Annotated in this window: 29 protein-coding genes; 8 read left to right on the top strand and 21 right to left on the bottom strand. The window is 38.0% G+C overall.

What is annotated here, in order from left to right:
* Nucleotides 1-2: 2 nt before the first annotated feature.
* The 3 genes from ABVT42_RS18045 to pilG form a co-directional block, all read right to left on the bottom strand.
* Complete coding sequence (locus ABVT42_RS18045; protein WP_353897131.1) at nucleotides 3-551, bottom strand: chemotaxis protein CheW; 549 nt, start codon at nucleotides 549-551, stop codon at nucleotides 3-5.
* 8 nt (nucleotides 552-559) lie between these two features.
* Nucleotides 560-925, bottom strand: a complete 366-nt coding sequence (locus tag ABVT42_RS18040; protein WP_353897132.1) for a response regulator transcription factor — start codon at nucleotides 923-925, stop codon at nucleotides 560-562.
* Between the two features lie 76 nt (nucleotides 926-1,001).
* Entirely contained in the window at nucleotides 1,002-1,388 is a 387-nt protein-coding gene (gene pilG / locus ABVT42_RS18035; RefSeq protein WP_353897133.1) for a twitching motility response regulator PilG, read from the bottom strand.
* Nucleotides 1,389-1,740: 352 nt separating this feature from the next.
* Between pilG and gshB the strand changes: the two genes are divergently transcribed.
* The 3 genes from gshB (at nucleotide 1,741) to ABVT42_RS18020 (ending at nucleotide 4,662) form a co-directional block, all read left to right on the top strand.
* Entirely contained in the window at nucleotides 1,741-2,697 is a 957-nt protein-coding gene (gene gshB / locus ABVT42_RS18030; protein WP_353897134.1) for a glutathione synthase, read from the top strand.
* A gap of 4 nt (nucleotides 2,698-2,701) precedes the next feature.
* The gene (locus ABVT42_RS18025; protein ID WP_353897135.1) at nucleotides 2,702-3,595 is read left to right on the top strand and encodes an energy transducer TonB; all 894 of its coding nucleotides are present in this window, start codon (nucleotides 2,702-2,704) and stop codon (nucleotides 3,593-3,595) included.
* Nucleotides 3,596-3,807: 212 nt separating this feature from the next.
* On the top strand, nucleotides 3,808-4,662 hold the full coding sequence (locus ABVT42_RS18020) for a hypothetical protein (protein WP_353897136.1): 855 nt from the start codon (nucleotides 3,808-3,810) through the stop codon (nucleotides 4,660-4,662).
* A gap of 487 nt (nucleotides 4,663-5,149) precedes the next feature.
* Here ABVT42_RS18020 and ABVT42_RS18015 read toward each other — a convergent pair whose 3' ends face one another.
* The 8 genes from ABVT42_RS18015 to ABVT42_RS17980 all read right to left on the bottom strand — a co-directional run bounded on the left by ABVT42_RS18015 (nucleotide 5,150) and on the right by ABVT42_RS17980 (nucleotide 11,422).
* Nucleotides 5,150-5,662, bottom strand: a complete 513-nt coding sequence (locus ABVT42_RS18015) for a ribonuclease HI (RefSeq protein WP_353897137.1) — start codon at nucleotides 5,660-5,662, stop codon at nucleotides 5,150-5,152.
* 111 nt (nucleotides 5,663-5,773) lie between these two features.
* The gene (locus ABVT42_RS18010; protein WP_353897138.1) at nucleotides 5,774-5,953 is read right to left on the bottom strand and encodes a (4Fe-4S)-binding protein; all 180 of its coding nucleotides are present in this window, start codon (nucleotides 5,951-5,953) and stop codon (nucleotides 5,774-5,776) included.
* Between the two features lie 218 nt (nucleotides 5,954-6,171).
* A complete protein-coding gene (locus ABVT42_RS18005; RefSeq protein WP_353897139.1) occupies nucleotides 6,172-6,429 on the bottom strand; it encodes a hypothetical protein in 258 nt (85 codons plus the stop codon).
* A 546-nt stretch (nucleotides 6,430-6,975) separates the two neighbouring features.
* Nucleotides 6,976-7,314 (bottom strand): hypothetical protein, encoded by a 339-nt coding sequence (locus tag ABVT42_RS18000; RefSeq protein WP_353897140.1) that lies wholly within the window; start codon nucleotides 7,312-7,314, stop codon nucleotides 6,976-6,978.
* Between the two features lie 166 nt (nucleotides 7,315-7,480).
* Complete coding sequence (locus ABVT42_RS17995; protein WP_353897141.1) at nucleotides 7,481-8,884, bottom strand: RHS repeat-associated core domain-containing protein; 1,404 nt, start codon at nucleotides 8,882-8,884, stop codon at nucleotides 7,481-7,483.
* A 180-nt stretch (nucleotides 8,885-9,064) separates the two neighbouring features.
* On the bottom strand, nucleotides 9,065-9,526 hold the full coding sequence (locus ABVT42_RS17990; RefSeq protein WP_353897142.1) for a hypothetical protein: 462 nt from the start codon (nucleotides 9,524-9,526) through the stop codon (nucleotides 9,065-9,067).
* 438 nt (nucleotides 9,527-9,964) lie between these two features.
* The gene (locus tag ABVT42_RS17985; protein ID WP_353897143.1) at nucleotides 9,965-10,450 is read right to left on the bottom strand and encodes an adenylosuccinate synthetase; all 486 of its coding nucleotides are present in this window, start codon (nucleotides 10,448-10,450) and stop codon (nucleotides 9,965-9,967) included.
* A 456-nt stretch (nucleotides 10,451-10,906) separates the two neighbouring features.
* Nucleotides 10,907-11,422: a P-loop NTPase family protein gene (locus tag ABVT42_RS17980; RefSeq protein ID WP_353897144.1), complete on the bottom strand. Its 516-nt coding sequence runs from the start codon at nucleotides 11,420-11,422 to the stop codon at nucleotides 10,907-10,909.
* Nucleotides 11,423-11,738: 316 nt separating this feature from the next.
* Here ABVT42_RS17980 and ABVT42_RS17975 point away from each other — a divergent pair, with 316 nt between their 5' ends.
* Together ABVT42_RS17975 and ruvX are read left to right on the top strand one after the other, a co-directional pair.
* On the top strand, nucleotides 11,739-12,299 hold the full coding sequence (locus ABVT42_RS17975; RefSeq protein WP_353897145.1) for a YqgE/AlgH family protein: 561 nt from the start codon (nucleotides 11,739-11,741) through the stop codon (nucleotides 12,297-12,299).
* The gene (gene ruvX / locus ABVT42_RS17970) at nucleotides 12,296-12,706 is read left to right on the top strand and encodes a Holliday junction resolvase RuvX (RefSeq protein ID WP_353897146.1); all 411 of its coding nucleotides are present in this window, start codon (nucleotides 12,296-12,298) and stop codon (nucleotides 12,704-12,706) included. The genes ABVT42_RS17975 and ruvX overlap by 4 nt, the downstream gene beginning before the upstream one ends.
* Before the next feature lie 41 nt (nucleotides 12,707-12,747).
* Here the strand turns inward: ruvX and ABVT42_RS17965 are convergent, their stop codons facing one another.
* The 9 genes from ABVT42_RS17965 to ABVT42_RS17925 form a co-directional block, all read right to left on the bottom strand.
* The gene (locus ABVT42_RS17965; protein ID WP_353897147.1) at nucleotides 12,748-13,359 is read right to left on the bottom strand and encodes a peptidylprolyl isomerase; all 612 of its coding nucleotides are present in this window, start codon (nucleotides 13,357-13,359) and stop codon (nucleotides 12,748-12,750) included.
* 61 nt (nucleotides 13,360-13,420) lie between these two features.
* Entirely contained in the window at nucleotides 13,421-14,308 is an 888-nt protein-coding gene (locus ABVT42_RS17960; protein ID WP_353897148.1) for a cation diffusion facilitator family transporter, read from the bottom strand.
* A gap of 110 nt (nucleotides 14,309-14,418) precedes the next feature.
* Complete coding sequence (locus ABVT42_RS17955) at nucleotides 14,419-15,477, bottom strand: proline racemase family protein (protein WP_353897149.1); 1,059 nt, start codon at nucleotides 15,475-15,477, stop codon at nucleotides 14,419-14,421.
* A gap of 47 nt (nucleotides 15,478-15,524) precedes the next feature.
* Nucleotides 15,525-16,475 carry a bifunctional Delta(1)-pyrroline-2-carboxylate/Delta(1)-piperideine-2-carboxylate reductase gene (lhpI, locus tag ABVT42_RS17950; protein WP_353897150.1) on the bottom strand — a complete coding sequence of 317 codons (951 nt, stop codon included), beginning with the start codon at nucleotides 16,473-16,475 and terminating at the stop codon, nucleotides 15,525-15,527.
* 231 nt (nucleotides 16,476-16,706) lie between these two features.
* Nucleotides 16,707-17,534: an alpha/beta hydrolase gene (locus ABVT42_RS17945; protein ID WP_353897151.1), complete on the bottom strand. Its 828-nt coding sequence runs from the start codon at nucleotides 17,532-17,534 to the stop codon at nucleotides 16,707-16,709.
* A 351-nt stretch (nucleotides 17,535-17,885) separates the two neighbouring features.
* The gene (locus ABVT42_RS17940) at nucleotides 17,886-19,073 is read right to left on the bottom strand and encodes a MalY/PatB family protein (protein WP_353897152.1); all 1,188 of its coding nucleotides are present in this window, start codon (nucleotides 19,071-19,073) and stop codon (nucleotides 17,886-17,888) included.
* A 2-nt stretch (nucleotides 19,074-19,075) separates the two neighbouring features.
* Nucleotides 19,076-19,426: a VOC family protein gene (locus ABVT42_RS17935; protein WP_353897153.1), complete on the bottom strand. Its 351-nt coding sequence runs from the start codon at nucleotides 19,424-19,426 to the stop codon at nucleotides 19,076-19,078.
* A gap of 143 nt (nucleotides 19,427-19,569) precedes the next feature.
* Nucleotides 19,570-20,424: a class II glutamine amidotransferase gene (locus ABVT42_RS17930; RefSeq protein ID WP_353897154.1), complete on the bottom strand. Its 855-nt coding sequence runs from the start codon at nucleotides 20,422-20,424 to the stop codon at nucleotides 19,570-19,572.
* A 266-nt stretch (nucleotides 20,425-20,690) separates the two neighbouring features.
* Nucleotides 20,691-21,278, bottom strand: coding sequence for a GFA family protein (locus tag ABVT42_RS17925; protein WP_353897155.1), 588 nt, complete (start codon nucleotides 21,276-21,278; stop codon nucleotides 20,691-20,693).
* 183 nt (nucleotides 21,279-21,461) lie between these two features.
* Between ABVT42_RS17925 and tsaA the strand changes: the two genes are divergently transcribed.
* Together tsaA and ABVT42_RS17915 are read left to right on the top strand one after the other, a co-directional pair.
* Nucleotides 21,462-22,190: a tRNA (N6-threonylcarbamoyladenosine(37)-N6)-methyltransferase TrmO gene (gene tsaA, locus ABVT42_RS17920; protein ID WP_353897156.1), complete on the top strand. Its 729-nt coding sequence runs from the start codon at nucleotides 21,462-21,464 to the stop codon at nucleotides 22,188-22,190.
* A gap of 218 nt (nucleotides 22,191-22,408) precedes the next feature.
* On the top strand, nucleotides 22,409-23,023 hold the full coding sequence (locus ABVT42_RS17915) for an outer membrane beta-barrel protein (RefSeq protein WP_353897157.1): 615 nt from the start codon (nucleotides 22,409-22,411) through the stop codon (nucleotides 23,021-23,023).
* A 214-nt stretch (nucleotides 23,024-23,237) separates the two neighbouring features.
* Here ABVT42_RS17915 and ABVT42_RS17910 read toward each other — a convergent pair whose 3' ends face one another.
* Nucleotides 23,238-23,696, bottom strand: a complete 459-nt coding sequence (locus tag ABVT42_RS17910; protein WP_353897158.1) for a GNAT family N-acetyltransferase — start codon at nucleotides 23,694-23,696, stop codon at nucleotides 23,238-23,240.
* A gap of 241 nt (nucleotides 23,697-23,937) precedes the next feature.
* On the opposite strand from ABVT42_RS17910, the gene ABVT42_RS17905 reads away from it, so the two are divergent.
* Nucleotides 23,938-24,981 carry a phage integrase N-terminal SAM-like domain-containing protein gene (locus tag ABVT42_RS17905; protein WP_353897159.1) on the top strand — a complete coding sequence of 348 codons (1,044 nt, stop codon included), beginning with the start codon at nucleotides 23,938-23,940 and terminating at the stop codon, nucleotides 24,979-24,981.
* The last annotated feature ends 106 nt before the right edge of the window (nucleotides 24,982-25,087 follow it).

The following is a 25,087-nucleotide window of genomic DNA, read 5'->3' as shown; positions in this document are numbered from 1 at the left end:
CATTAAACTAAGGCAACCTGGCGAAACGACGGCGTTTCGGCCAAAGCCCTTAAACTAAAAACTGTCCATAGTTTATCGCCCGAATAAAATCCTCCATTGACAAATGGTTCCATTAACTCATCATTAACCGGGATGTTTTCAACCCATTCTTCATCTTCATAGTGATTAAGCCCTAAGACTTCATCAACAATGACACCACAATGAATATCTTTGTGATTGACAACTAATAAACGCTGACGTCTAAGCGCGTGAGGAGCTTTTCGTCCTAAAAATCCATGAAGATCCATAATAGGTAATAAGGTGCCGCGTATATTGGCCAGACCCTTTACCCAGTTTTTTGCACCAGGTACTTTGGTATAACGCGGAATTGAAATGATCTCTGCAACTTCGTTCAATCGAACCACATAATTATTGCCAGATAAACGAAATCCGATACCGGTCCAAAGGCGACTGAGGTCTTCTTCACTCGGAGACAGTGACGCGGTTTCATAACTGCGCTGTTCAATATTTTGGAGGAACTCAAATGCCTGTAAATCGGTGATTTCACTCATGTTGATCTTTATCGCCCTAAAATCGCTTGAATCGTATTAATTAAGTTACCTTCTTCGACAGGCTTGGTCAGATAATCTTTAGCACCTTGTCTCATTCCCCAGATTTTATCTGTTTCTTGATCCTTGGTGGTCACGATTACGACAGGGATATGTGCGGTTGTTGACTCTTTTTTAAGTTGTCTGGTTGCCTGAAAACCATTAAGTCCAGGCATAACGACATCCATTAAGATTAAATCGGGCAATTCCTGTTTCGCCACTTCAACTCCTGCTTCCCCACTTTCGGCAGTGACGATGTCATAGCCATTTGACTCAAGAATAGTTGATAATACATGTGTTTCTGTCGGCGAATCATCAACAATTAAAATTTTAGACATTTTCTTTAATTCCCCCAAGGTGCTCGTCAAATTCTACCTTATTTCAAAACACCTTTTATTGCGTTTAATCAACCAATTAAACGTGAGTTACATGCTCTGTAATGGCACCGAGCAACTCATCACGACTAAATGGCTTGGTTAAATATTGGTCGGACCCTACAATACGCCCTTTGGCTCTATCAAATAATCCGTCTTTACTGGATAACATGATAACAGGCGTGTCCTGAAAATCTTTGTTATTTTTGATTAATGCGCAGGTTTGATACCCGTCGAGCCGTGGCATCATAATATCAACAAAAATAATGTTTGGTTTATGATCGGCAATTTTGGCAAGCGCATCGAAGCCATCTACCGCAGTAACGACTTCGCAACCTACCTTTTTCAGCAAGGTTTCTGCAGTTCGACGAATCGTTTTGCTATCATCGATAACCATTGCTTTAAGACCTTGAAAGCTGTTTTCCATCAATCTTATCCTCATCAAGTAACTAAGGCAGCTACTTGTTAATCAAACTCATACTTTAATTCATTGTATAAAGTAAACGACAAACTTGGATCATTTTTATCACAAATAACATCGCTATTCCACTGAGTTTTGTGCTATTTGAGAGCTAGTCTAAAGACTTTTTTACTTCACTAGCTTAAAAAAGAAAACTATAAGAATCAAGCTTTTAAAAGGCAAGGCAACCACACAACATTAAAAAAACAACCTAACACATTGATATTAATAGATAATTGCTTGCATTTAGTATTTTGGTATCTATAATGGATTATTCATAGTAACCTGCTCTTGCTCTCAATTATAGCCGAGAATATCAATGACGTTAAAAATTGCAGTTTTAATGGATCCTATTTGCCAGATCAACATCAAAAAAGACAGCAGTTTTGCCATGTTGCTTGAAGCGCAAAACCGAAACCACCAACTATTTTATATGGAACAAGGTGATCTGCACCTGAATCACAATAAAGTTTGTGCTCACGCTTGCAATTTGAGCGTCGAAAATAATCCACAACAATGGTATTCACTGAGCTCAGCGCAGCCATATGATATCACTCATTTCGATGTAATATTAATGCGAAAAGACCCGCCATTTAACATGGAATTTGTTTATTCAACCTATTTACTACAACTTGCCCAGGAAAATGGGGTATTAGTAGTAAATAATCCGCAAAGTATACGCGATGCCAATGAAAAATTATTTACCGCCTGGTTTCCGCAATGCTGTACCGATATGTTGGTAAGCCGAAAAGCCAGCGATTTTAAAGCTTTTTTAGCTAAACACCAGGATATTATTTTAAAACCACTCGATGGTATGGGTGGCAGCTCGATTTTTAGAGTTAGGGATAGCGATCCCAATATTGGCGTCATCATTGAAACTTTAACCCAATTGGGTCAGCAAACAGCAATGGCACAAAAGTTTATTCCAGAAATCAGTAACGGGGATAAACGAATTTTAATGGTCGACGGAGAACCCGTTCCCTATTGTTTGGCCAGAATTCCAGCGAAAGGAGAAACCCGGGGCAACCTGGCAGCCGGCGGTACAGGCGAAGCCAGACTCTTAACGGAAAAAGATCGCTGGATCGCTAATCAGGTGGGTCCTACATTAAAAGCGAAAGGATTAATGTTTGTTGGGTTAGATGTAATTGGTGATTACTTGACCGAAATTAATGTAACCAGCCCAACTTGTATTAAAGAAATAGACACAGCATTTGGTACAAATATCGCAGGACTATTACTTGACGCCATTGAGAAAAAATTAGCCGAGAGACAATAAGCTCATGCAAAATCATCAAGGCATGATCGATACCGCCGCCCCACCACAAATTAGTCAAACCGATAAAGTTTTGTTTTGTGCTTTTCTGGCCATTGCTTTTCATGGCATGTTATTTTTTGGATTAGGTTTTAAGTTACCCGATTTTTCTAGCAGCCAGAATGAAAAGACATTTAACGTTGTTCTAGCGCAATTTGAAGCCGAAGAAAGACCAGAAAAAGCCGACTTTATCGGTCAAGCGAATCAACAAGGTGGTGGCGAAAGTGAGCAAAAAGTTGCGCCAAGCGCTACTGAAATGGCGCAATTTAATGATCCTGATCAGATATCAAGTGAACCTCAGCATCAACAAAAAACACAAAGCCAATCACAACAAACTCCCGATATTATTACCGCTCAGGGTGAACAGCAAAATATTCAGGCACTGATTAAAAACCTGCAAAGTGATAACAGCATTCCCGATGCTGCAACACTTATCGACAAAAGCTATCGATTAACCGGACTCATTGCCAATCTGGACAACAAAAATGTTAATCAAGCACATAAAGGTCGTAAACGAACAGTATCGGCATCAATTCACCGTGCCTCTGATGCACTTTATCTTGATTCATGGCGTCGCAAAATTGAGCGTGTAGGGAACAATAACTACCCCCCCATCGCCAAACAACAAAATATTTATGGTAACTTAACTTTAAAAGTTGCGCTGAATAAAAATGGAACAATACATGAAGTCAAAATTTTAAAATCATCAGGCAGCAAAGTGCTTGATGATTCTGCCTTAAGAATTGTTCGACTAGCAGCACCGTTTAAGCCATTAACCGAAGAGATGACCAAAGATACCGATATTTTAGAAATTATTCGTGTATGGCAATTTCAACCTGATTATCGATTACAAACCAACTGATGTGATGATAAATTTTTTAGCCCTATTTTTTAAATAATTAAATTAGAAAGTTTGACTTTAAATTAAATTTTATTAACTTAATTTAACCTAGAAATTATCATGAGAATTTTGCAATAAAATTGGGAGCGTTTTGATAAAAAGCCAAACTAAACATGAAGATATAATTAAACATTCAAGTTTAGCATTTTGGCAGTTTTATTAAGTTAAATACTATGCAAAAGTTAGCTTCTATCAACATAACTGTCTCAACTCAACCTCCACCAACTTTTTTTCATTTGTCACTGCTAATTGCGGGGGCTTTCACTTTCGCATATTGCTTTGGGGTAATCATCCACGAAATTGGGCATGTACTCGCCTATTGGTACTATGGTATTTCAACCACCACATTGGTACTTGATCCGCTGGGGCACTCTTATATGACACCCGCAATAGAAAATCCCGAAGGTGAATTATTACAGCGCAGCGGTGGTACACTATTTAATGTTTTTTGTGCCATTTTAAGCGCTAGTTTTTTCTGGAAAAAGAAGAGTCTTTTTGCATTGCCAATTTTGATTTGGCCAGCGAGCGCATTAATTCAAGAGTCGATAGCAATCATCTTAGATGTTATTAATGGTCTGCCATTTGACTGGGCTTTCGTCGTTGCGTCCGGCATCCCTATTTATATGGTATTGCTCCTTTCGATTATATTTTTAATATCAGGTTGTGGTGTCTTTTTATATTTACTTTCAATTGCGGGAATTTCAAAGAGCTGGCCAACGCCCAAAATTATCGCATCATGCTTAATTGCTGTGACGCCATTTTTTATTATTTCGCTGATTTATGCGCTATTTTTTCTTGAGTCTGACAGAGATAATTGGGTTTTATCAAAATCAATTGCACTAGGGGCTAGTATATTGTTATCAATTATAATGGCATTTATGTTTAAGCCATCAATTTACTTTTTACAAACGATGCTTGGTACTAAACCCGGTACTAATAGCAAGCAAAGATTAACCCTCGGCCCAGTCATCTTGAGCAATATAACCGCACTGTTTATTATTTTATTTTGTGGTTTATTTTTTAATTAAAAACGTAAGCAGTTACTCCGGTTATACTGCGCTAGAAGTTTGCATTAAATCTACGCAACTTTGTATTAACTCAGTACGAAGAACTTTAATATCCATTGAAAGACTTAAAGGGTTCAAATGTTGTCCCGAAATATAATATCTAACACAAGGCTTTGCATGCAATGTAAACTCTGCATAGCTATGATTACCTTTTGCCACCGGATCTTTTTTTGTTGACATTACCTGCAACAGATGGAGCCGGGTGTTAACGTCACAAATTGTTTTTTATTGGCTAAAGGTTTTCCGTCAATTCGCTGTATTACTCAATCAAATTTATTCTTATCAGCAACATCATTCCACCTAGCATTCACTTGAGAAAATAATTTGCTTGGGCTGACACATGCTGATAGCAAAAAAAGTAAAGTCCCCCCCTAAAAACCTCATCGAATAGTCCTTAATTAGTCTGTTAACTGGGTAATGATTTTACTACTCTAATTAAGTTTGTCGATCATTTATCGCACTTTTTTAAACTCCTCATTATTTTACGAGCCGCTTTATCCACCCTTGAAAACAACAAGTCAACTTTATCCTTTTTTTGAGTAGCCTGATGCCCTTTAACTTTAAAAAACTGTACTGAATATTGGTCGATAACCTGATAAAAATACTGATAAACTTGATAGTTCTTTAAACGCTTATTCTTGCTGGAATAAAAATCATTTTGCTGCAATTTTTCTCGTCGTTGTGGTAGCTGAATAATATTTTGTGAATCAGTGTAAACCCAAAGCTCATATTGACTCAGTTGATATTGATGCTGTAGTTCACCCAATGCCCATAACAAGCATTCGAGCTCCAATTGCGTAGAACTGGTTTGTGAAAAAATTTGATATTTTATGTGGTCGCTCACCTCAGCGATTGAAACATTCAAATTAGTTGTTACCCAGTAGACACCCACACCAATGTTAGACTGGTTGTTGACACTACCATCGGTAAAAATATAAAGTTTAGGTAAAGTTGACTTCAAATTTTTTCTCAAAACATACAATCTAATTTGATTTAATCCGAGCTGATTCACTCAATTTGAAAAAAATGCACCTAATTGGTGCATTTTTATTGAGTACAAATAAAAAGCTTACTACTCTTTAATGGCTAAAGCCCCTGAAGGGCAAGCGTTAACCGTTTTTCGAATCGCTTCTTCAGATGCACCATTTTGGATAATAATCAATTGTGAATTTTCTATTTTAAATACTTCTGGCAACGTTCTAACACACTGCCCATTATGTATACACTTTTCACTATCAAAAGTGACTTCCATTTTATTGACCCCCTTAATTTTTAATGGAGCCGCAAGGCTACTATGCGTGCTACATTAAGTAAAGCAGGTCAATTTTTCGCATTAACATAAATATTTGAGTGTCGCTTAATAAAAAGCAGCAAAACGAAATTAAACACTTTTTTGCGTCTTTATTTTGTTTTTTACAAGAGACCCCCCCTTGCTAACTTTCGTTAATTTACCCCCTATATTCAATATAATTATCGAATATAAACAGGTTGGCCTTCGAGGTTTTCATTAATTACCTCAGCACTCCCCCAATGAAAACTAACTTGTGTGCAAGTTCCCGCATAAAACTGCATTTCTTTCTTACTATGCAATGCAGAAAGCGACATTGATAAAACAGAATCAAAGAAAGAATTTTGCTTACTGACAAAAATATAGTTAGGCTTTCCACACTCATTAGGATCACCCAAAGCACCGTGTATTAACACGCCATTGTTAACTAACTCTACCATAGTTGGTACCGCCCAAGCAGAATAGCTACCAGCCATCACTTTAAAACTAGATAAAAATGCAAAAATAATTAATATTTAAAGCCCCAAAGTTCTAAGATAACAATAATTCGAGCTTCCAATGGTTACCGCATCATCCGCATAAATATAAATTTTTTGTGATGCAAATTTAGCGGATAACACCGCAGAAACAATATGTTGATCACTAACCCTAATAGCTACCGTATTAACATCGCACTTACCACCATTTATCCAGTTAGAAGATAAAAACTAGGGCTGTCCCCGCTCAGCGCCTATATTTTTCACTTACTTTTCTTTTGTGCCAGTAAGTTATTTCCTAAATATATTTTCTCTCGAATTGTTCCAATAGCAACCCCTTTAATTAACACATTATTATATTTCATATTATCCTTTGCTCACTAATCTTAAAAATATTGGTATCAGGCTTTTCACTTCGTTATTTTGTTTTACAGGTAGGGCACTTCACAACTTCCTCTTCATTTTGATTCCTATTAAGTCATGTCCCATTTTAGTTCTTGAAAGTTCGTATTATCTCTCATTTATATCGTATTCTAATTCATTTCCAAAAATTTCATAGGCATGCGTTTTTGAAGTTTTGGCTGAAAAATCATTCCACTCAATCAAAATGAATAGCTTTTCTTTTTCAAACTCTAAACTCAAAACTTCTCCGTCCGTAAATGGCATACTTAGCGTTTTTGTCTCACAATCATCTACAGTCAATCTAGTCACATGTTTTACCACTAGATGTACCTTTACTTTCATCTCCTGATATTTGACATCTTCTAACGTAATAGTAAATTTATTTGAGCTTCCATCAAAGGAAATTACTGTCGATTCATGAAATGAGAATTCATTAATTGAAACCATAATTATTTTTTCTCCGGATATAAATGTGACTCATCACTTCCTCGACCACAAGCATTTCCGCATTTATCTAAATACTCATCTCTCTTATTCGTTCTATTTGGATTATAGCGGTGGTAATGATCTTTTCCTTTGTGACTGGGCTCGCCATCTTTACCCTTATCGTGTCTTAATTTATCACCAGTTTCAGGATTCTCAAATGTTCGATGTCCTTTTTTTTAGCTCTTGGGTCTGATGTTTCTTCGTAACCTTCTTCTAAGAGATCATCGGGGTTTTCAGGAAGATCTGTTGCTCCATCACTGTCTTTACTTTCTTCATCACTACTTTCCTGATACATAGGCCCAAAACTATCAGAATAAGTAGGAATAAACGGGTCAGAAATATTTGCTGAAGGACTAGTATGGTTCTGGTTAGTCGAAGTGGCAATATTAACTGCAGTAGCAACAAAAAGTACGTCAAGTGCTACAACTACACCTGAATAAGCAGCAAGGTCTCCAACAAACCATAATGCGGCGAACCAAATCAATTCACCATCAGGATCAACATACTTGTAAGGGTTATTGATGGTGTAAGTATACCGCCCAAAACTTCTCGGAGAATCAGCTAATACAGGAGCAGGATCTATACTAACAAAACGCCCTATCTCAGAGTCATAATATCTAGAACCATAATATGATAGCCCGGTATCATAATCATACGGCTTAGAGTTATACCACTGTTCATTACCATTTCCGTCAGCCATAACAACAGGGCGACCAAATGGTTCATAATGTTCATACTCTATATTGCCATGTCCATCACTTGACCCAATAGTTGAGCCAAGATGATCAAAATGAAAATAAGTTATATCTAAATTAGGATTATTGACGGGGTAATCAAAATTTACAGAGGGAACACCGTTAGAGTCAAAAGTTATTGTTGTGTCTGAGTAACCTCCAACCTTAACAACCGCTGTAATATCGGCTATTCCATCACCATTAATATCTTCTATTGTAAAATCATAGGTTTCAGCACTCCAGTCCATACCATTGTAACCAGTATAAAGCTCTTGAAAAATACTACCATTACCATTAATTAAATAACTCGACCTTCCTTTAAACTTTGCTTGTAGTAGAATTTCGTCAAATCCATTTCCGTTAAAATCGGCAAAATGAATAATAAAGTCACTTGGATTTGCATCAATTTCGAACATGCTTATCTTAGGATTACTGTTAGAGTCCCAAGAAATAATTGCATTTTTAACCGGAGGCGAAATAGCCATGGGGGTAACAATGTCGCCATGTAGCAAAACCATTTTGGTTTTACCTAACATTAATAATTCATCGCCAGGGTTTGCATTAAAGTTACCCGAGTAAGCACCGTATTGTTCTGCACTCCAATCATCAATGGCCGTTAAGCCTAGGTAGGTTGATGTCCAGTTAATATGAAAACCTGGCACATTATATCCTTGCCAGGGTGATAGAGAAGAACGCGCTCCTTTAACCCGCGCCTGGTTCAACACATCATCTTGATTATCACCATTAAAGTCACCAACTATTTGGTTGGTTGATTGCTGAGTTGCACCACCTGACAAGATGGCATCAAAACCACTACTACTATTGCCATAATCAGAACAAGACCAACTGTATTTGTTACAAGCCTTAACTTTATAACGATAAATACCATCACTTAAAATGGAAACCGTTTTGCTGGTTGAATTAACATTAGTTGCAACCGTTGACCAACTACCGTTATTGAATTGCTGTTGAATATTTTAATAGGTTGCATAAGTAGCAGCAGACCAGTTAATAGTAACGTCACTTGCGGCAGTATAACTCGCTGTTGGAGCTAAAGGCGTAGAGGGTCTTAAGGTAACAGTGATGATTTCAGTTTCAGCCCAATCACCACAAACCCAGCCGACATTAGCTGTCGATCGGCATGCACGAACCCGATACCGGTATTTACCATTTGCGGTTACCGTAATATTAGCAGGATTGATAGGAACGACTTCACCGGTAGAATTTGGATTATTTGTCAGGTTAAGTCTGGTATAGGTTCCACCATCTTTCGATTGCTCTGCTTGATACCCCATAATTTGTACAGAGCCAGTATACTTCCATCCAATTTGAAATTGGCCATCGGTGCTCCTCTTTAGCGCAGGCAAAGTAAAACTATGAACTGGAGCTGGGGGCTCTAGATTGGGAGGAGGACATTCTGGAGGAGGGTTTGGAGACATGCACTCCTGTTGAGTTGGTCCTTGTATCGACCCAAAGGCATCAGCATTATTGAACAATAAAGATCCAATTAATCAATTAACTAATTAATCAATTAACTAATTAACTAATTAACTAATTAACTAATTAACTAATTAACTAGAATAAAATTTATACATGTAATATGTCGCAACATCTACTTCGCCCTTTTCCTTTTCGCAATGTTAATTTTAATTGCTACAATGTTTTTCTTAAATTTAGAAATAATCTAGCCAAACTATCCTAGCAAATTTATTTCACATAAACTGTGAGATAGAAATTGCAGAAAGTTTAATGACAAAAAAATTAGGTAATACTATAGCACAACAAAAAATTAAGAAAACACGCAAAAAAATACTCATAAAATCGAAAAAAAATCTGCATAATACAGATTTTTTAACTTTTATAATTATTTAATTTTGTTATTCAAACGGTTCACGTTTTGTTGTCGCTTCAATATGATCGGGTCCGGTTGAAATATTATCAATAGGTATGCCAATTAATGATTCAATTTTACTAATATAATTACGCGCATTTTCTGGTAACTCATCCCAACTCTCAATACCAAAAGTAGATTCACTCCAACCAGGTAATTCGATATACTCAGGCTGAATTCGAGCAAAACCTTCCGCACTAACTGGTGTTATATTTAACTGACCATTCTCTGGACAAGTATAAGCTGCACAAATTTTTACGGTTTCCAGCCCATCTAACACATCAAGTTTGGTTAAATTGAACATTCCACACGCCTCTCCTGGTAAATATAAATGTTGAGCCGTTCCTTTTCTTAATTTACTGCCTAATATTTTACGGCCATAAACTTCTTTGACTTGATGAGCTTCATTAATGACGGGCACCACCAAGCAACCATTAAAATGCTCATGCCCTGTCTGGCGTAATATGCCCACACTTTGTAAACGCCCTCTGATTTCTGCCCCCCGCCTTGCGTTTTTTCTCCGGCAAGCGATAACCTAACGGCTTTATAAGAAAATGCAGGAGGATAAATATTAGCAAAATAGAATAGTCAAAACCCTCTTGCATAAGTTTTCTCTATGAACGGTGTCTCATAATAAAACCACCTACACCATTTTTTTATTGAATACTAATTATTGAGCGCGCGCATACTCAGGCGAAATTATATAACACTAGTTCCAGTCAATAATCCACCAATCCTAAATTCCAAAACAATATCCCTAGATTGCGCAGAAAGTAAAGCTGAATATAAAAATTTATCTTTACTGGTAAATCCCAGGTAATAATAAGTTTTAGTATCTGAAGCCAATGTTTGATCACCAGAAGGGGTAGCCTGGCAACTATTTTTATCTAATATAACAAAATGAAATTGCCCATCACCAGTGTAATTTTTATTCAGATAGAAGCCACGAATTTTTGAATAAACCGTAGAAGAAGTAGTGATGGTAAACCGTTTTATTTTTAGCGCGCTCACGAATGCTATTCATTAAATCGCTGTTCCAAAATTTTGGTGACAGGCGTAAAAATTTCCAGCTAGCTAATGTTCCTTTAATCATAGAGCTTCCTTCTGGCCAACCTTCTGGCTTCATTCGTAACGACTTTAACAAGCGCTTGCCAACCCACCAATAGTGTATAAAATAGGGTAAATCGATATAGATTAAAGTATCAGCCGCATCAATCCGTTGCCAAAATGAATCGATAGTCCCAAAGCCATCAATAATCCAGTTATCGCCAGATATTAATTGCTGATGTTTGTCATGATAAGCGTCGGTTGAGACTCGCTGACCGTTTTGACTATATTCAATTAAATCAAGTGAATGAAATTTGATACCGGTGTGCAAAGATAACTTTTTACTTAAAGTCGACTTACCGCCACCAGGTTTTCCAAATACCATTATTTTATTCATTTCAGCTTTTCTTTTACTGTTTCAAGCAAGGGATTTTTTACTCATTAATCGACCGGAAATATTGACTCAAATATTGGGCTATTCCGTTCAATCTGGCTGATGATATCTAGCTCAAAATTTAGACTTCAGGTTGCCTAAAGAATGAGATAAAATGATGTCATATGCATATCACGCTATACCAAAAGCTGCACCATTATGAGGCCAAATGGCTCACTAAATTCAGTAGCTTATCAACCAAGTGATATATACGATTGAATTATAAAAAAACTCCCTCTTTACCCTTGTATTTAGGGGCATTAGCGCCAACAATATAGTTATGAAAAAATTCCCCAGTTTAAAAAATCACATGCTTATTGCGATGCCTGCATTGCAGGATTTTAATTTTAAGCATAGTGTTACTTTAATTTGTGAGCACAATGAAGATGGTGCGATGGGTATTGTGATTAACCATCCACTGGATTTTGCCACTTATGAACTGCTTGAGCATATGGATATTCCTTGTGCTGAACATCGCAATATTAACCCAGTTTTTGCTGGCGGACCAGTGCAAGTTGACCGCGGCTTTGTGATTCACCGGGCAGAGCAACTTTGGAAATCGAGCATTGCTTTAGAGAACAATGTAGCGGTAACAACCTCATTGGATGTATTACATGCCATCGGACGACATGAAATCGGTAGCGATGCATTTGTTGCTCTAGGGTATGCCGGCTGGGAAGCAGGTCAGTTAGAACAAGAAATCATCGACAACGTTTGGCTCACAGTGCCGATTAACTCAGAAATCATCTTTTCAACCGATATTGATAAAAGATGGGAAAAAGCCGTCAGTTTACTGGGATTTGATGCACAAAATTTATCTAATTTCAGCGGTCATGCATGAGCCAGATTTTAGCGTTTGATTTCGGGCTTGCTCGAATAGGTGTTGCTGTTGGTCAGTCAATTACCGGAACGGCCTCTCCCTTGAACACGTTGAAAGCTATCGATGGAAAACCAGACTGGGTGGCCGTTGAACAATTAATCAAACAGTGGCAACCTCAAAAGGTATTAGTCGGGGAACCACTCAATATGGATGGCACCGAGCAGGAAATTACCAAGCGCGCACGTAAATTTGCCAATCAGCTACATGGTCGTTTCGGACTAGCGTTTGAAATGGTTGATGAGCGCCTGTCAAGTGTTGCCGCAAGAGATGAACTGTTTGACTCCGGCGGCTTTAAAAAGCTGAAAAAAACCCAGATAGACTCTGTCGCCGCAGCACTCATTCTTGAATCTTGGTTTGCCTGCAACTAGGCATAAATGTAGGCGAAAAGTGGCGCAATAAACCAATCAGATTACTCCTCTTTTAAAATTGTCGCCTTTTTCAATAGTATTGGCTTTACCGGTACATTTTCCCAGCCAAGTTGAGGATTGGTTTCGGTTTGTGCTTTACCGATCATATCAATAATTTCAATACCTTCGACCACAATACCAAAGACTGTATATCCCCAGTCTCGCCCAGGATCCAAATTGTCATTATCTGACAAATTAAAATAAAACTGGCTAGTCGCAGAATGTGGATTGCTTTCTCTGGCCATGCCAACAGTGTACATTTTATTTTTTAATCCATTGCCCGATTCATTAAATATCGGTTTATTTTGTTTTTTGGGATTATACAGTTGATCATAACCGCCCCCTTGGACCACAAAGTCAGCGACTACTCGATGAAAAATTGTACCGTCATAAGTTCCATCAGCCGCGTAAGCCAAAAAGTTATTGACCGTAATCGGTGCTCTTGAGCGATCCAGTTCAACAATTATTTTGCCTGCCGGCGTGTCTAACTGAACACGAGGAAAAAGATTATCAGGCTGAATTTTTGCCCCATCATTGGCCAAACAAGTTACGCTAAAGAAGGCTATCAAACTGAAAATAATTCGATATTTAATTAATGAAATAAATTTGAACAAAAAATGCCTCATGAGCTTCATTTAATTCGCATTAGATGACTTTAATGATACTTTATAATGATTAACCAATCGGTTCAACATGTATGGATATATCAGCCACATCGAAGTCATTTTCAAGCATCAGCTCAACCTGATCACAGATATGATGTGATTCAGCAATAGTCAAATCATGGGCAACACCGATAACCATATCAACCGAAACCATATTGCCTATCCAGCGAGACCTGACTCGAGAAACATCTTCGACACCGTCGATGGCCATTGCAGCTTCTGCCACCTGCTCAGACTCGATTGCACTTTCATCAACCAAAACTGGCGCAGAATTTTTAAATAGACCGAACGCCAGGTAAAAAATCATACCAGCAACAATCAATGCGCCCAATTGATCCAGCCAGACATACCCGGCAGCCGAAAGTTGCCAACCTGTAATCACAATAATCGTAGTTAAAACATCGGCAAATGTATGGCTGGCATCAGCTTGCAGAATGGGCGAATTTAACTTTTTAGCCCATAAACGCTGCCAAGTGGCTAAAGTAAAATTAATAAGAAGTACACCACACATCACAGCTAGTTCCCAACCAGTTGCACCAATTTGTACCTGCTCTCTACGAAATACCTGTAGTATCAGTTCAAACGCCAGCATTGTTAAAAGGACAGCTAATCCCAAGACTGCGAGGTTTTCAAATTTTCGATGTCCATAGGGATGATTTTTGTCTGCCGGTTTGCTTGAATATTTTAAAACCGCCCAAGCAACCAGATTATTTGCAACGTCAGTTAGCGAGTGTAAAGCATCACCAATAATCGCAAGTGAGCCAGTAGTAATTCCAACCACCAGTTTTGCCACTAAAACCAGTAAATTAACACTCCCCTCAATAAGAATTACACGTTGCACGGCCACGTCACGACGACGACCGCGATTGGGTTGGGTTGATTGGTCAAGATTTTGCAAAATGATTTCCGAAAAAATAAATGCCAAAGATAACGATAATAATAGTGTTGTGCCAGTAGTGGTGCCTCACCATCATAAAGCTTATCATATCTTTTTGCAGTCAGGATGATTCAACGCAACAGAAACCCTTGAGCAAAAGGATCTTTGGCATCAATAATCCATTCATTTTTTCCACAAACATAAGCATTACCCGTTACCTTAGGAATAACAGCTTGGTAATCCCCGTAACCTTGAATCTTGATAATTTCTACGGTAAATGAAGAGCCAATCAAGCTTTCAATCACGATAGGCTGATTGACTTGAAGCTCTCCCTTTGCGGCAAGTATCGCCACTCGCCCAGAAACCCCTGAACCAGTGGGCGAGCGATCCAGTTCGCCATCGGCAAAAATACACACATTTCGACTATGTATCTGTGATGATTCGACTGGAGCAATAAAAATTGTTCCATATAATTCATTTAGCCGCGTTTCGAAAGGGTGATTTAAAAATTGCGGACTTTGTTTAACTGCTTGCTTAATCGCCCGACCCATTTGAATAATTTGCTGGGTATTGTCGGGGGTTAATGGCATCGATAACTTTGCGGCATCGACATAAGCATAAAAAGCACCACCAAAAGCAATGTCATATTCAATCGTTTGTGCTGTACCGGGAATTTGAATCGATTGATTCAGTGTTGTAACAAATGAAGGTACACACTCGAAAGAGGCATTGATTTTGCCATTTTCAATTACGCCGCTGGCACTGATTAAGCCGCACGGCGCTTCAATGGTCATACTCGCACGATTGTCAGTAATTTCAACCCACTGCATTTGCATTGCCAGTGTCATTATGGCAATAACAGCATGGCCACACATATTACTGTAACCCTCATTGTGCATAAAAATTGCACTGCAATCAGCCTTAGGGTTAAATGGTGGTAATATTAAACAGCCATACATATCGGCATGACCTCTCGGTTCGAACATTAATGCCGTACGCAAATGATCATAATCGGCCTGCAACACTTCCCGATAATCCAACAACGAAGAAGCTTTAATTTGCGGATAACCACTTAAAATTACCCTTAGCGGTTCACCACCTGTATGCATATCGATAGATTGAATCGCTAGTTGTTGCGCTTGTTTGGTATAGGTTTGCCGTGTTGTAAATCGCTGAAAAAAATCACTCAAAATTGTGAACTCCCATGACGACTTTGATGAACATCAAAAATATCAAACTATATTTTTTTTTCAATCAGCTTATCAATTAGTTGCGCTGCAACCAGATCTTCGAGTGCATGGCCAACCGATTTGAAAAAAGTGATTTCTGCAACATTATCACGTCCCGACTTTTGCCCTCGGCACAGCTCAAACAGATCAGCTTTTAGATCCTTACGGGTAATAATGCCCTTTTGTAAAGGAATCGCGATATCACCTGTTTCTTTAGTCGCTCCCGCATAATGATCAACAAAAATCACACTGCGCTTAAGGCAGTTATCATCCGCTTCTCGCATATCGGGACGGTAGGCGCCAACCATATCAATATGCTGACCTGGCTTTAAATATTCGCCCTTGATTAAAGGCGTTTTACTTAAAGTGGCGCAACTGACAATATCAGCCAGAGCGATTCCCTGTTCGATTGACGATACCACTTGAATTTCTAGCTTTAGATCCGCCAGACTCTGTTTAACCGCTTGGGCCCTACTCGCATGACGCCCCCAAATATAAACCTGTTTGATAGGTCTGACGGTCGCATGGGCACGAATCAGCATGGGAGATAATGCGCCAGTCCCAACCATCATTAACGATTCACTGTTGTCACGTGATAATAGTCGCGATGCCATGGCCGATGTTGCGGCAGTACGAAAAACCGTAATAGCTTTGGCATCAAAGACTTTTTTACAATAACCTTTTTGGCCATCAAACAGCAAATATAAACCTTGAATTGAAGGCAGTTGATAGCGACCATTATCGGGAAACACGGTCACCATTTTCACCCCAGTTTCTTTACCCGGCTCGAAAGCAGGCATTAATAACAGGGTAGAATCATCATGGCCAGGATTTATAAAATCATGGTGATGACGCATCGGCACCTGTATTTCTGATTCAGCAAATGCGGCCTGCAATCGGTCGATGAGTTTGGCAAAATCATAGTGATTTACGATAGTTTGGTTATCGATAAATTCCATAGTCCACTCACATAATTAAAAGTTCAATCCAATTAAATAGCTCACTTCAATAAAAACGGGATTGAAAAGTTATCTATGAATTTAAAAACTAGTCTGGTTTGCTAACGCTAACCAGACTTAAGTATCTGAATTGTCAGCTTGTGTAACAGGCAGATACATCAGGCGTCAAAATAAACAGACAACAGGATAGCACAATACATTGCGTACAAAAACATATTTATATGTCTATTTTTAGTCTTTCTTGGCAAAAAAGTAAATTAACAGATCATCAAGAAGTGGCTTCCAGTTTTTCCAATCATGTCGTCCATTGCGCACTTCTTTATATTGGACAGGATATCCTTGCTCTTTGAGGATACGTAAAAATCGGCGAGTCTTACCTTCATTGTCACCAACAGTCCCTGTAGAAAGAAAAAACTTAAGCGGTAGCTTTTCGCTTTGTTGATAATATTCAAAAATAGCTGGAACAGGATGCATTGCAGGCGATAACATTCCTATCCCCCCAAAATAGTGGTTAGCCAATAAGCCAAAACAAGCGGCATTGAGTCCACCAAATGAAAGTCCAGCAATGACTCTGTGTGAAGGTTGTGCAACCGTGGGATAACCAGTGTCGATACTGGGAACCAATTCATCGATAAAAAAAGAAGCATATTTGGGATTGCAAAAGAACTCCAAATTGCGCCGATTATTTTTCAGGTTTTCGGGTTCCCGAGAGTCAACAAATACCGCTATTACCGGTTCAATTTTATTCTGTTTAATCAGTCGCTCTATCAGCGGAATAATTTTTCCATAATAGATAAATCCAGGTCCATCCGTTAAATATATAACCGGTAATTTTGTATATGACTTAACCTTTGGAAAAAACACACGATACTGAAGCGTATACCCCAGATGTTGACTACTGATCTGTTGATAATCTGACAGCCCTACTTCAGGAAGCACACCATTAGCACGAATACCGACACGGCTTACATGAGTGACTGTCGCATCATGTTGATCATCACTTGCTTGAATAGCGCCACTGAGAAAATAAAGATAAATCATGCACGCTAATGCAATCAAGTAGATATCGTTAGGTTTACTGGTAATAGTTAAATATTCCTAGCAATTAAAAGATAATCAATAAGCCAATGAATCGGCACAAGTACTCAGTTTAATGCGTGAAAACGCTTTATTTTTTGAGCATAAGTCAATCACTGGCGCAATGCAATTAATAACAAAGAATTCAACCTTTTGCAAAAATTATCTTACCTTATCAACACCTACGATGGCGTAGCCATTAACACAATAAAAAATATTCAACTTTATTAAATGCCTGAAATTTATTAAAGACCTGAAACTTACTAAAAACTTTAAATTTATAAAAAGCTTTACACATATAAAGTCTCTAAGTTTATAGAGCCGATTAAATATCTAAAATTCTCTAAATACCTGATAAATCTGATACATAGCTTTTTTAAGTAATTCATGTGAGCAAGCAAAATTTAAGCGAAAAAATTTTTCCCCACAATCCCCAAATTCCAAACCATTGTATAAACCAACTCCAGCCTGTTTAATCAGTTTTTGATAAATGTCTTCATGAGAAAGCCTAATAGCAGAAAAATCAAGCCAGGCCAAATAAGTGCCCTGACCGCTGACCAACACAACTTTTGGTAAGTTTGCGCTTAAAAATTCATGAATAAACTCTCGATTAGTTTTTAAATAATCCAGCAGGGCATTTAACCAATCAAGTCCATGAGAGTACGCAGCTTGAGTTGCTGTGGCTGAAAATGCATTATCGAGGCTCAAATGAGCCGTACTGATTTGACGTTGGATATTTTGCATTAACGCCTTGTTATCACAAATTAAGGTAGATTGTGAAAGTGCGGCAATATTAAAGGTTTTACCCGGCGAAATAATTGTAACACTGGTAGGTCGTAAATGAGCGGCAAGACGATTAAAGTGAGTATGCTTTTTGCCAGCCAACAATAAATCAGCATGTACTTCGTCACTAATCACAACAATATTGTTGTCTCGACAAATTGTAGCAACCTCAAGTAACTCTTCTTCGCGCCACACCCGCCCAGTTGGATTATGTGGACTACAAAATAACAACAATCTGGTTTTTGAGGAAATCGATGTACGAAAGTTTTCAAAATCCATTTGATATTCATTATCAATTTTAATTAAAGGAGATTCAACCAGGATTCGTTGGTTTTCGTTAACCATTTTCATTAATGGCGGATAAGATGGGGTAAAAACCAAAATCTCATCACCTATTTCAGTTAACTGATTAATCAGCATATTAATTGCCGAAACCGTACCGGGAGGATAAAAAGCCAAATGCTTTTTATTCACAGGCCAATCATGATATTGTGCCAACCAATTAACAATTGCATCGACATAGTCCTCGCTACGATAACTATATCCATATACTGGATGTTTAATCCGTTTGGCTAAAGCCTGCGTGATCACTTGAGGAACCGCAAAGTCCATATCGGCAATCCACATAGGAATTACATCTTCCCGCCCATATTTAACATGATTAAAATCCCACTTAAAGGTGTTAGTACCTTTTCTGTTGGGCGGATTATCAAACAAGGATATATACGGTTTGTTCAAAATTAATTACTCCAAACAGCATATTCGTTGCCATTCAAATCTAAAAACTGAAAACGTCTGCCACCTGGAAAAGAAAAAATGGGCTTACAGATACTACCGCCAGCGTCAAGGACTTTTTGTTGTGTTTGCTCAAGATTATCACTATATAAAACGATCAGCGCACTACCATTAGCAGTATTCATTACTTGCTCAGACAAATAAAAACCAGCATCTAACGCTGCATTGGTCACCGCACAATATTCTGGCCCATAGTCAATAAATGTCCAACCAAAAACCTGGGAAAAAAATTGTTTGGTCTGCTCAATATCTTTTACCGGAAATTCAACATAATTAATTTTATGATGCTTACTCATAAATTACCCCCAAGGCAAAAAAAACAGTCACCGTTAACGACTGTAAAAAAATATTTATGCCATTTTCCAACAACATTCGTCAAGTTGTTGCGTGGCTGTTTGATGTTTAATATTAAATGTGAAAATTTGGCAATTACGCTGTGCTAAAAAGATAAGTCCTTAGTTTTTATTTTTAATTCAGCATTAACAATAATCATTTGGTTCCGCTCAACTTTATGCCAAAATTTTTTATCATCTGTTATCGGCTCTGAAGTAATAATCACAGATGAATTTTTTTCATTTTGATGCAAGAAAAGTTGTCCACTACGCCCAACTTCCATTTGTGCCGTACTATAAAATAATGATGGTGGCTGCACTGACTTATTTGTTGAGTAACGAGTAGAAATTAAACAGTGGCCATTGCTGACAACAAAATTCATAAATGAACTTTCAGAAACTTCACAAGCTTGCTCAATACGCTTAATTTTCTGCATTGTATTGATTAATGCAGCTTGCAACTCTTCTAGTGAGGCTTGGTAATTAAACTGTATTTCGTCTAAAAATAGCGCAAACACAAATTCCGAATCAGTACTGCCACGAATCTGTAAAAATGCACGATCCGATAATTCATTAATAACAGCACGTTTAATTCGATAAAATTGTTTTAATTCTCCATTATGCATCCACAAATAACTGCCCATACGAAAAGGATGACAGTTCGTAGAGGAAACACTCATTCCAACGGAAGCATCACGCACATGAGCAAAATAGCACGCCGTTTTTATTTTAGAACACAAACTGAGTAAATTTTGATCGCTCCAGGCGGGTTTAGTTGACACATAACAACCTGGTTCGGGATCATCATGAGTAGGATACCAACCTATGCCAAATCCATCTCCATTGACAGGCGAGCGTCGTTTTTTGGCACACTTACTCTGTTCAACTAGAGAGTTTTCGGCATGATACATTGCATCAAGCATTAAAGTTGCATTACCTAAATATGAAAAAAAACGACACATCGATCAATTCACCTATACTTACCTGACCTTGAACTTGCCTAACCTTGAACTTGCCTAACCTTGAACTTGACTAACCTTGAACTTGACTAACGATAAATTCGTATAGCTGAAAATTAGTTACGCTATCGGAAAGCAACATGAACATACCAGCTAAACTATCCACATAAAGTCGTCTGTCAATTATAGCGAATTTTTAATTAATCGTTGACTTCTTGTTGATTCAATAAACAGCGATACAGGATGACAACGTATTTAACCGACCATAATTACGTCAATTTATTTTGAGCAAAACAAGGTATGTCATCTAACATCGTCACCCATTGTCTGGCTGATTGACACCATTGTTGGTAAGCCGGTGTAAGTGAGATAGCTGACTCGACCATATTATCTGATCCAACCGTATTATCTGATCCAACCGTATTATCTGATCTAACCCTATTATCAGACACAACCTTATCAACCGTCCCTACACGAATATTATAATATACCAGTATATCTGTAGACGGTTGTACGCTTTCTTTCTCCGCATTGGACGCGTAGTGCAACGTTGTAATTTCAGCGTTGGTATGTTCAATCACCATGCTATCGGCATCGGTGGCATAAATCTGTGTTCCGCAGTTTTCACAAAAACATTGCGCACGCCGTTTACCTTTATCAGTCGTTTTAATATAAGTTTTTAGAATGCCTTGCAATAAGCGAAAATCTGATTGCAATACGGGTAAATTTACCCGAAAAGCACTACCCGATAATTTTTGACAATCGGTACAGTGGCAAATTCTTACTGCTTCGGATAATGCCAATGCCTTGTATCGAATCTTTTGGCAATGACAGCTTCCCCATATAGTCACTTGCATTTTTTAATTCCTAATTTTTATGCATGTCCTAAGCATCAATACAGTACGGTGTAGATAAGTGTTAATCGGTTTCACCCATGACTCAAATCACCAATGCATTGATAATCTATTAAGAGCCTCTATAATACGGTAAATAAGCTCGGAAAATCGATTTTACGGTAAATTAAATGCAAAAACAGTCAAATGAATATGACAACCCCCTCTTTTAATCTGTTTCAATTCAAACCAATTGGCATCATTCATTCGCCGTATAAACAAAAATTTGCCATTCCCCGGCAACCTCGTCTGGTTAAACAGATAGAAGGGCTTTTAGCATTAACCGACGAATTCAGTATTGAAGGTATTCTTGCAGGGATTGAAAATTATTCACACCTATGGATTACTTTTATTTTCCACCAAACATTATCTCAAGGTTGGTCAGCCAAAGTTCGCCCTCCTCGACTAGGTGGCAATGATAAAATGGGCGTATTTGCAACACGCAGCACTTTTCGCCCAAATCCAATCGGGCTTTCAGCAGTTGAAAATCTGGGCCACTATCAACATGAAGGAAAATACTTTATTCGATTAGGTGGAATCGACTTGTTAGATCAAACGCCGATTGTCGATATCAAGCCGTATATTCCCTATTGTGATGCCATACCCGATGCGCAAGCAGGTATTGCGCAAACGCAACCAAGCAGCAACATGCCCGTCAGTTGGTCGCCACAAGCAATAGCATTTTGTAAGCAAAATATTCACTCTTACCCTAATCTTCAAACCATTGTTAGTGATATTTTGCAGCAAGATCCAAGGCCAGCTTATAAAAAGAAAAATATTTTACCGCAAAACTATTCAGTTTATTTATACGACTTGAATATTCATTGGACAATTGAAAACCAGCAAACGCTAGTTACACATATTAATAAAAAATAATTGATCGCGTTAGTCCGCATTCACTGATATCGCCAAACGGGCTACATGTATTGAACATTTATAAAGCCTACAAAAATCTACAGTTGCTACTGATTAATACATTTTCTCAACAAATACCCGACGGATTTTTGTTCAACTAAACGCCAGAATATACCCGCCAACTAATTTAACAAATGAATTAACGAATGATTCGTTAAAATTTTTCAAGGGTTTAAAATATGAAAACTTCTATCATAATCTACAGCGTAATATCGACTTTAATCGCTTTTAATCTTCAAGCCGCAGATAACAATCAACCAGATACATCAGTTAAAAAACACACTTTTGGTATTCAATTAGGCAGTGGTAGCGCCAAGTACAAAGGCTCGAGTGATGACGGCGATGGTATTGGGCAATCTTATTTGTACTATAACTATCAACTCGACAATATGTTTTCGGTTGAAGCCGGCTTTAATGGTGGTACCGATGTTGATGATTGGGAGTGCGAACAAGATAACGACGATCGCTGGACATGTCGGTCAGATAATCGGCAATTCTTTGATATTGCCGCCAACAAACTCAGCTATGACGGGGTAACGCTAGCAGCCAAAGCAGATTTTAATCTCACTCAGAGAAATAGTTTATATGCCAAACTCGGTGGACAATTTTACGATTATGAATTCAAACGCAGCTCAACCAAGCTCGATAACGATTCAGGATTTGGGCTCTATTTTGAAGCTGGCTGGCAATATCGCTGGGACTCGGGATGGGGGATCAATGCCGCTTATGCCAAACGCGATATGGGTAAGCTCGATACATCAACCTTTACCACCGGATTAAGCTATTCTTTTTAGTTGTATTTTATTAGGTTTTTGTCACTGCTAATTGACCCATTCAAATCGAGAAGCAGTTCAAACAAACTCGCTGGTCAACGGGTCGATATTGTTGACTGGCGAACAAAAGGCGCTTTCACTGGTTTTAAATACTCTACAAAACATTCACTTAATGGTTTAAAACATTGGCCCCTCTGGACAGGCAGAATATCCCGTGCCTTTAGATAATAAAAATTCAGCAATCTTTAGCCATCGTAATGAGTTTGTAACCACTTACTATATGTATTCCATCTACACGCCGATAACCCAGCTGCGCATAAAATGATTCTAGATAGTCATGAGGGTGTAAAATCATACGCGAGGTATTTTGCGATCTCGCTAATTTTTCCAACTCTTCAACAACTAATTTGCCTAATCCCGCTCCACGAAACTGCGGGTTGACTGCAATTCTGGATAACTCGGCGACACCGTCAGATCGCATAAATAAACGGCCAGTAGCAGCTACCGTATCGTCAATATAAATTAGCAAGTGCTTTGATGCTTCATCTTTACCATCTTTATCCAGCGCCTTGGCAATGCCTTGCTCCTCAATAAAAATAGAATTTCGAAGTTGGTACACACTTTCAATTAACAGTTTATCCTTTGCTGTAATAACCTTAACAAATGGAACAGAAGTAAGGGGAATTTCTTTCATTTTACCACTCTTGTTGTAGCCTACTGAGTTGAATATTAAGCACCAGTTGTAAACCAAGTGAATGCTTCGATAATTCAGTATATCCAACTATTGAGAATAGCGAAAAATACCCATATATCGCAACCGGTTAACACCAAGATTAAGCCATACATTAATTGAACCCGACATAATATTTTAAGCACTTGACTATAACTACTCATAAAAGTAGTATCTATATAAATAGCCAATGACGAGGAGTGTTATGGACAATTCAAAAAAGATCGGTAAAGTGAGTGAAATCAGTACAGCTTATCAGTTAAAGAAATTAACACCGAAAACAATCCCACAAATAAGCGACAGCTCTGAGACTAATAATAAACCAGCTCAGCCAGTGCGGGTTAATAACCGACAACAACCAACAAAGGTCATATTGAATAGTATTAAGCCACCAAATACTGTCAATCAGATCAGTCAGTTAAGTTATTTGAAACAAGCGGCAAACCATCAACCAGTTAAAGGCCCAAGCGTTATTGATCTGTTTTATCAATTTATCGCCAAACAACCCCTGTCGGAAAGCACCAAAAAGAACTACATTACGTGGACTTTACGGTTTGTGCGCTTCTGCCAAGAACAAGGTTATAAAACTCAAGGACACATCCAGGTATCGGCATTTTTAACCTATCTTGCCAAACCACTTAATTTTGAACCCCAAGTGCAGCAGAGTGCATTGAATGCCTTAACCTTTTTATTCACTCGCTTTTTAGGACACTCGCTAGATAATGTTCATTACTATAAAAATAAGCAACGAGTGGGCTATCAAAATAAATTTAGAGCGAACCACTGTCTGGGCGTTATCAATAATCTTCAAGGAACGCACCTGCTAGTTGCCAAATTAATTGTTAAAGCTAACCTAAAAATTCGTGAGGCAATCAATATCAGATTGGGCGATATTAATTTGAAAACAAATCAAATTATCATTCGTCATTTTAATGGAAGTGAAAAATTTTCATTCAATATTCCCGTAGCTTTAATAATGGATATTCGAATTCAACTGATGAAAGTTCGCTCATTAGTTCAAAGAGAAAAAGAACTCAATCAAGCACAAGGAGATATCGAGTTAGATATGTTATCGCAGTGTCTAGAGCCCGACTGGCAATATTTGTTTCCATATCAACATAAAAATTCAGATGGAAAAGTATTATCCTACTTAAATAGGCTTCCATTAAATGTATTTAAATGCGATATAAAATTAGCAATCGAGCAATACTTACGTTTTTTACCTGATAGTGCTCAAAAAAAAATGTAAGCGTCCGGGGATTTACACCTATCTTTAGATTTTAACCACTCTAAACTGTCTCCATTTAAATTAACCAGGAGATAAATAATGAAACGTCGAACGAAGCAAGAATGGC

The organism is Aliikangiella maris (assembly GCF_040719265.1).
Classification (GTDB): Bacteria; Pseudomonadota; Gammaproteobacteria; order Enterobacterales; family Kangiellaceae; genus Aliikangiella; species Aliikangiella maris.
This window is presented reverse-complemented; position numbering and strand designations above follow the sequence as displayed.

Coding starts and splice junctions, on each gene's coding strand:
- ABVT42_RS18045 (WP_353897131.1), bottom strand. CDS start 551: ATGAGTGAAATCACCGATTTACAGGCATTTGAGTTCCTCCAAAATATT.
- ABVT42_RS18040 (WP_353897132.1), bottom strand. CDS start 925: ATGTCTAAAATTTTAATTGTTGATGATTCGCCGACAGAAACACATGTA.
- pilG (WP_353897133.1), bottom strand. CDS start 1,388: ATGGAAAACAGCTTTCAAGGTCTTAAAGCAATGGTTATCGATGATAGC.
- gshB (WP_353897134.1), top strand. CDS start 1,741: ATGACGTTAAAAATTGCAGTTTTAATGGATCCTATTTGCCAGATCAAC.
- ABVT42_RS18025 (WP_353897135.1), top strand. CDS start 2,702: ATGCAAAATCATCAAGGCATGATCGATACCGCCGCCCCACCACAAATT.
- ABVT42_RS18020 (WP_353897136.1), top strand. CDS start 3,808: ATGCAAAAGTTAGCTTCTATCAACATAACTGTCTCAACTCAACCTCCA.
- ABVT42_RS18010 (WP_353897138.1), bottom strand. CDS start 5,953: ATGGAAGTCACTTTTGATAGTGAAAAGTGTATACATAATGGGCAGTGT.
- ABVT42_RS18005 (WP_353897139.1), bottom strand. CDS start 6,429: ATGGTAGAGTTAGTTAACAATGGCGTGTTAATACACGGTGCTTTGGGT.
- ABVT42_RS18000 (WP_353897140.1), bottom strand. CDS start 7,314: ATGGTTTCAATTAATGAATTCTCATTTCATGAATCGACAGTAATTTCC.
- ABVT42_RS17990 (WP_353897142.1), bottom strand. CDS start 9,526: ATGTCTCCAAACCCTCCTCCAGAATGTCCTCCTCCCAATCTAGAGCCC.
- ABVT42_RS17980 (WP_353897144.1), bottom strand. CDS start 11,422: ATGAATAAAATAATGGTATTTGGAAAACCTGGTGGCGGTAAGTCGACT.
- ABVT42_RS17975 (WP_353897145.1), top strand. CDS start 11,739: ATGAAAAAATTCCCCAGTTTAAAAAATCACATGCTTATTGCGATGCCT.
- ruvX (WP_353897146.1), top strand. CDS start 12,296: ATGAGCCAGATTTTAGCGTTTGATTTCGGGCTTGCTCGAATAGGTGTT.
- lhpI (WP_353897150.1), bottom strand. CDS start 16,475: ATGGAATTTATCGATAACCAAACTATCGTAAATCACTATGATTTTGCC.
- ABVT42_RS17935 (WP_353897153.1), bottom strand. CDS start 19,426: ATGAGTAAGCATCATAAAATTAATTATGTTGAATTTCCGGTAAAAGAT.
- ABVT42_RS17930 (WP_353897154.1), bottom strand. CDS start 20,424: ATGTGTCGTTTTTTTTCATATTTAGGTAATGCAACTTTAATGCTTGAT.
- ABVT42_RS17925 (WP_353897155.1), bottom strand. CDS start 21,278: ATGCAAGTGACTATATGGGGAAGCTGTCATTGCCAAAAGATTCGATAC.
- tsaA (WP_353897156.1), top strand. CDS start 21,462: ATGAATATGACAACCCCCTCTTTTAATCTGTTTCAATTCAAACCAATT.
- ABVT42_RS17915 (WP_353897157.1), top strand. CDS start 22,409: ATGAAAACTTCTATCATAATCTACAGCGTAATATCGACTTTAATCGCT.
- ABVT42_RS17910 (WP_353897158.1), bottom strand. CDS start 23,696: ATGAAAGAAATTCCCCTTACTTCTGTTCCATTTGTTAAGGTTATTACA.
- ABVT42_RS17905 (WP_353897159.1), top strand. CDS start 23,938: ATGGACAATTCAAAAAAGATCGGTAAAGTGAGTGAAATCAGTACAGCT.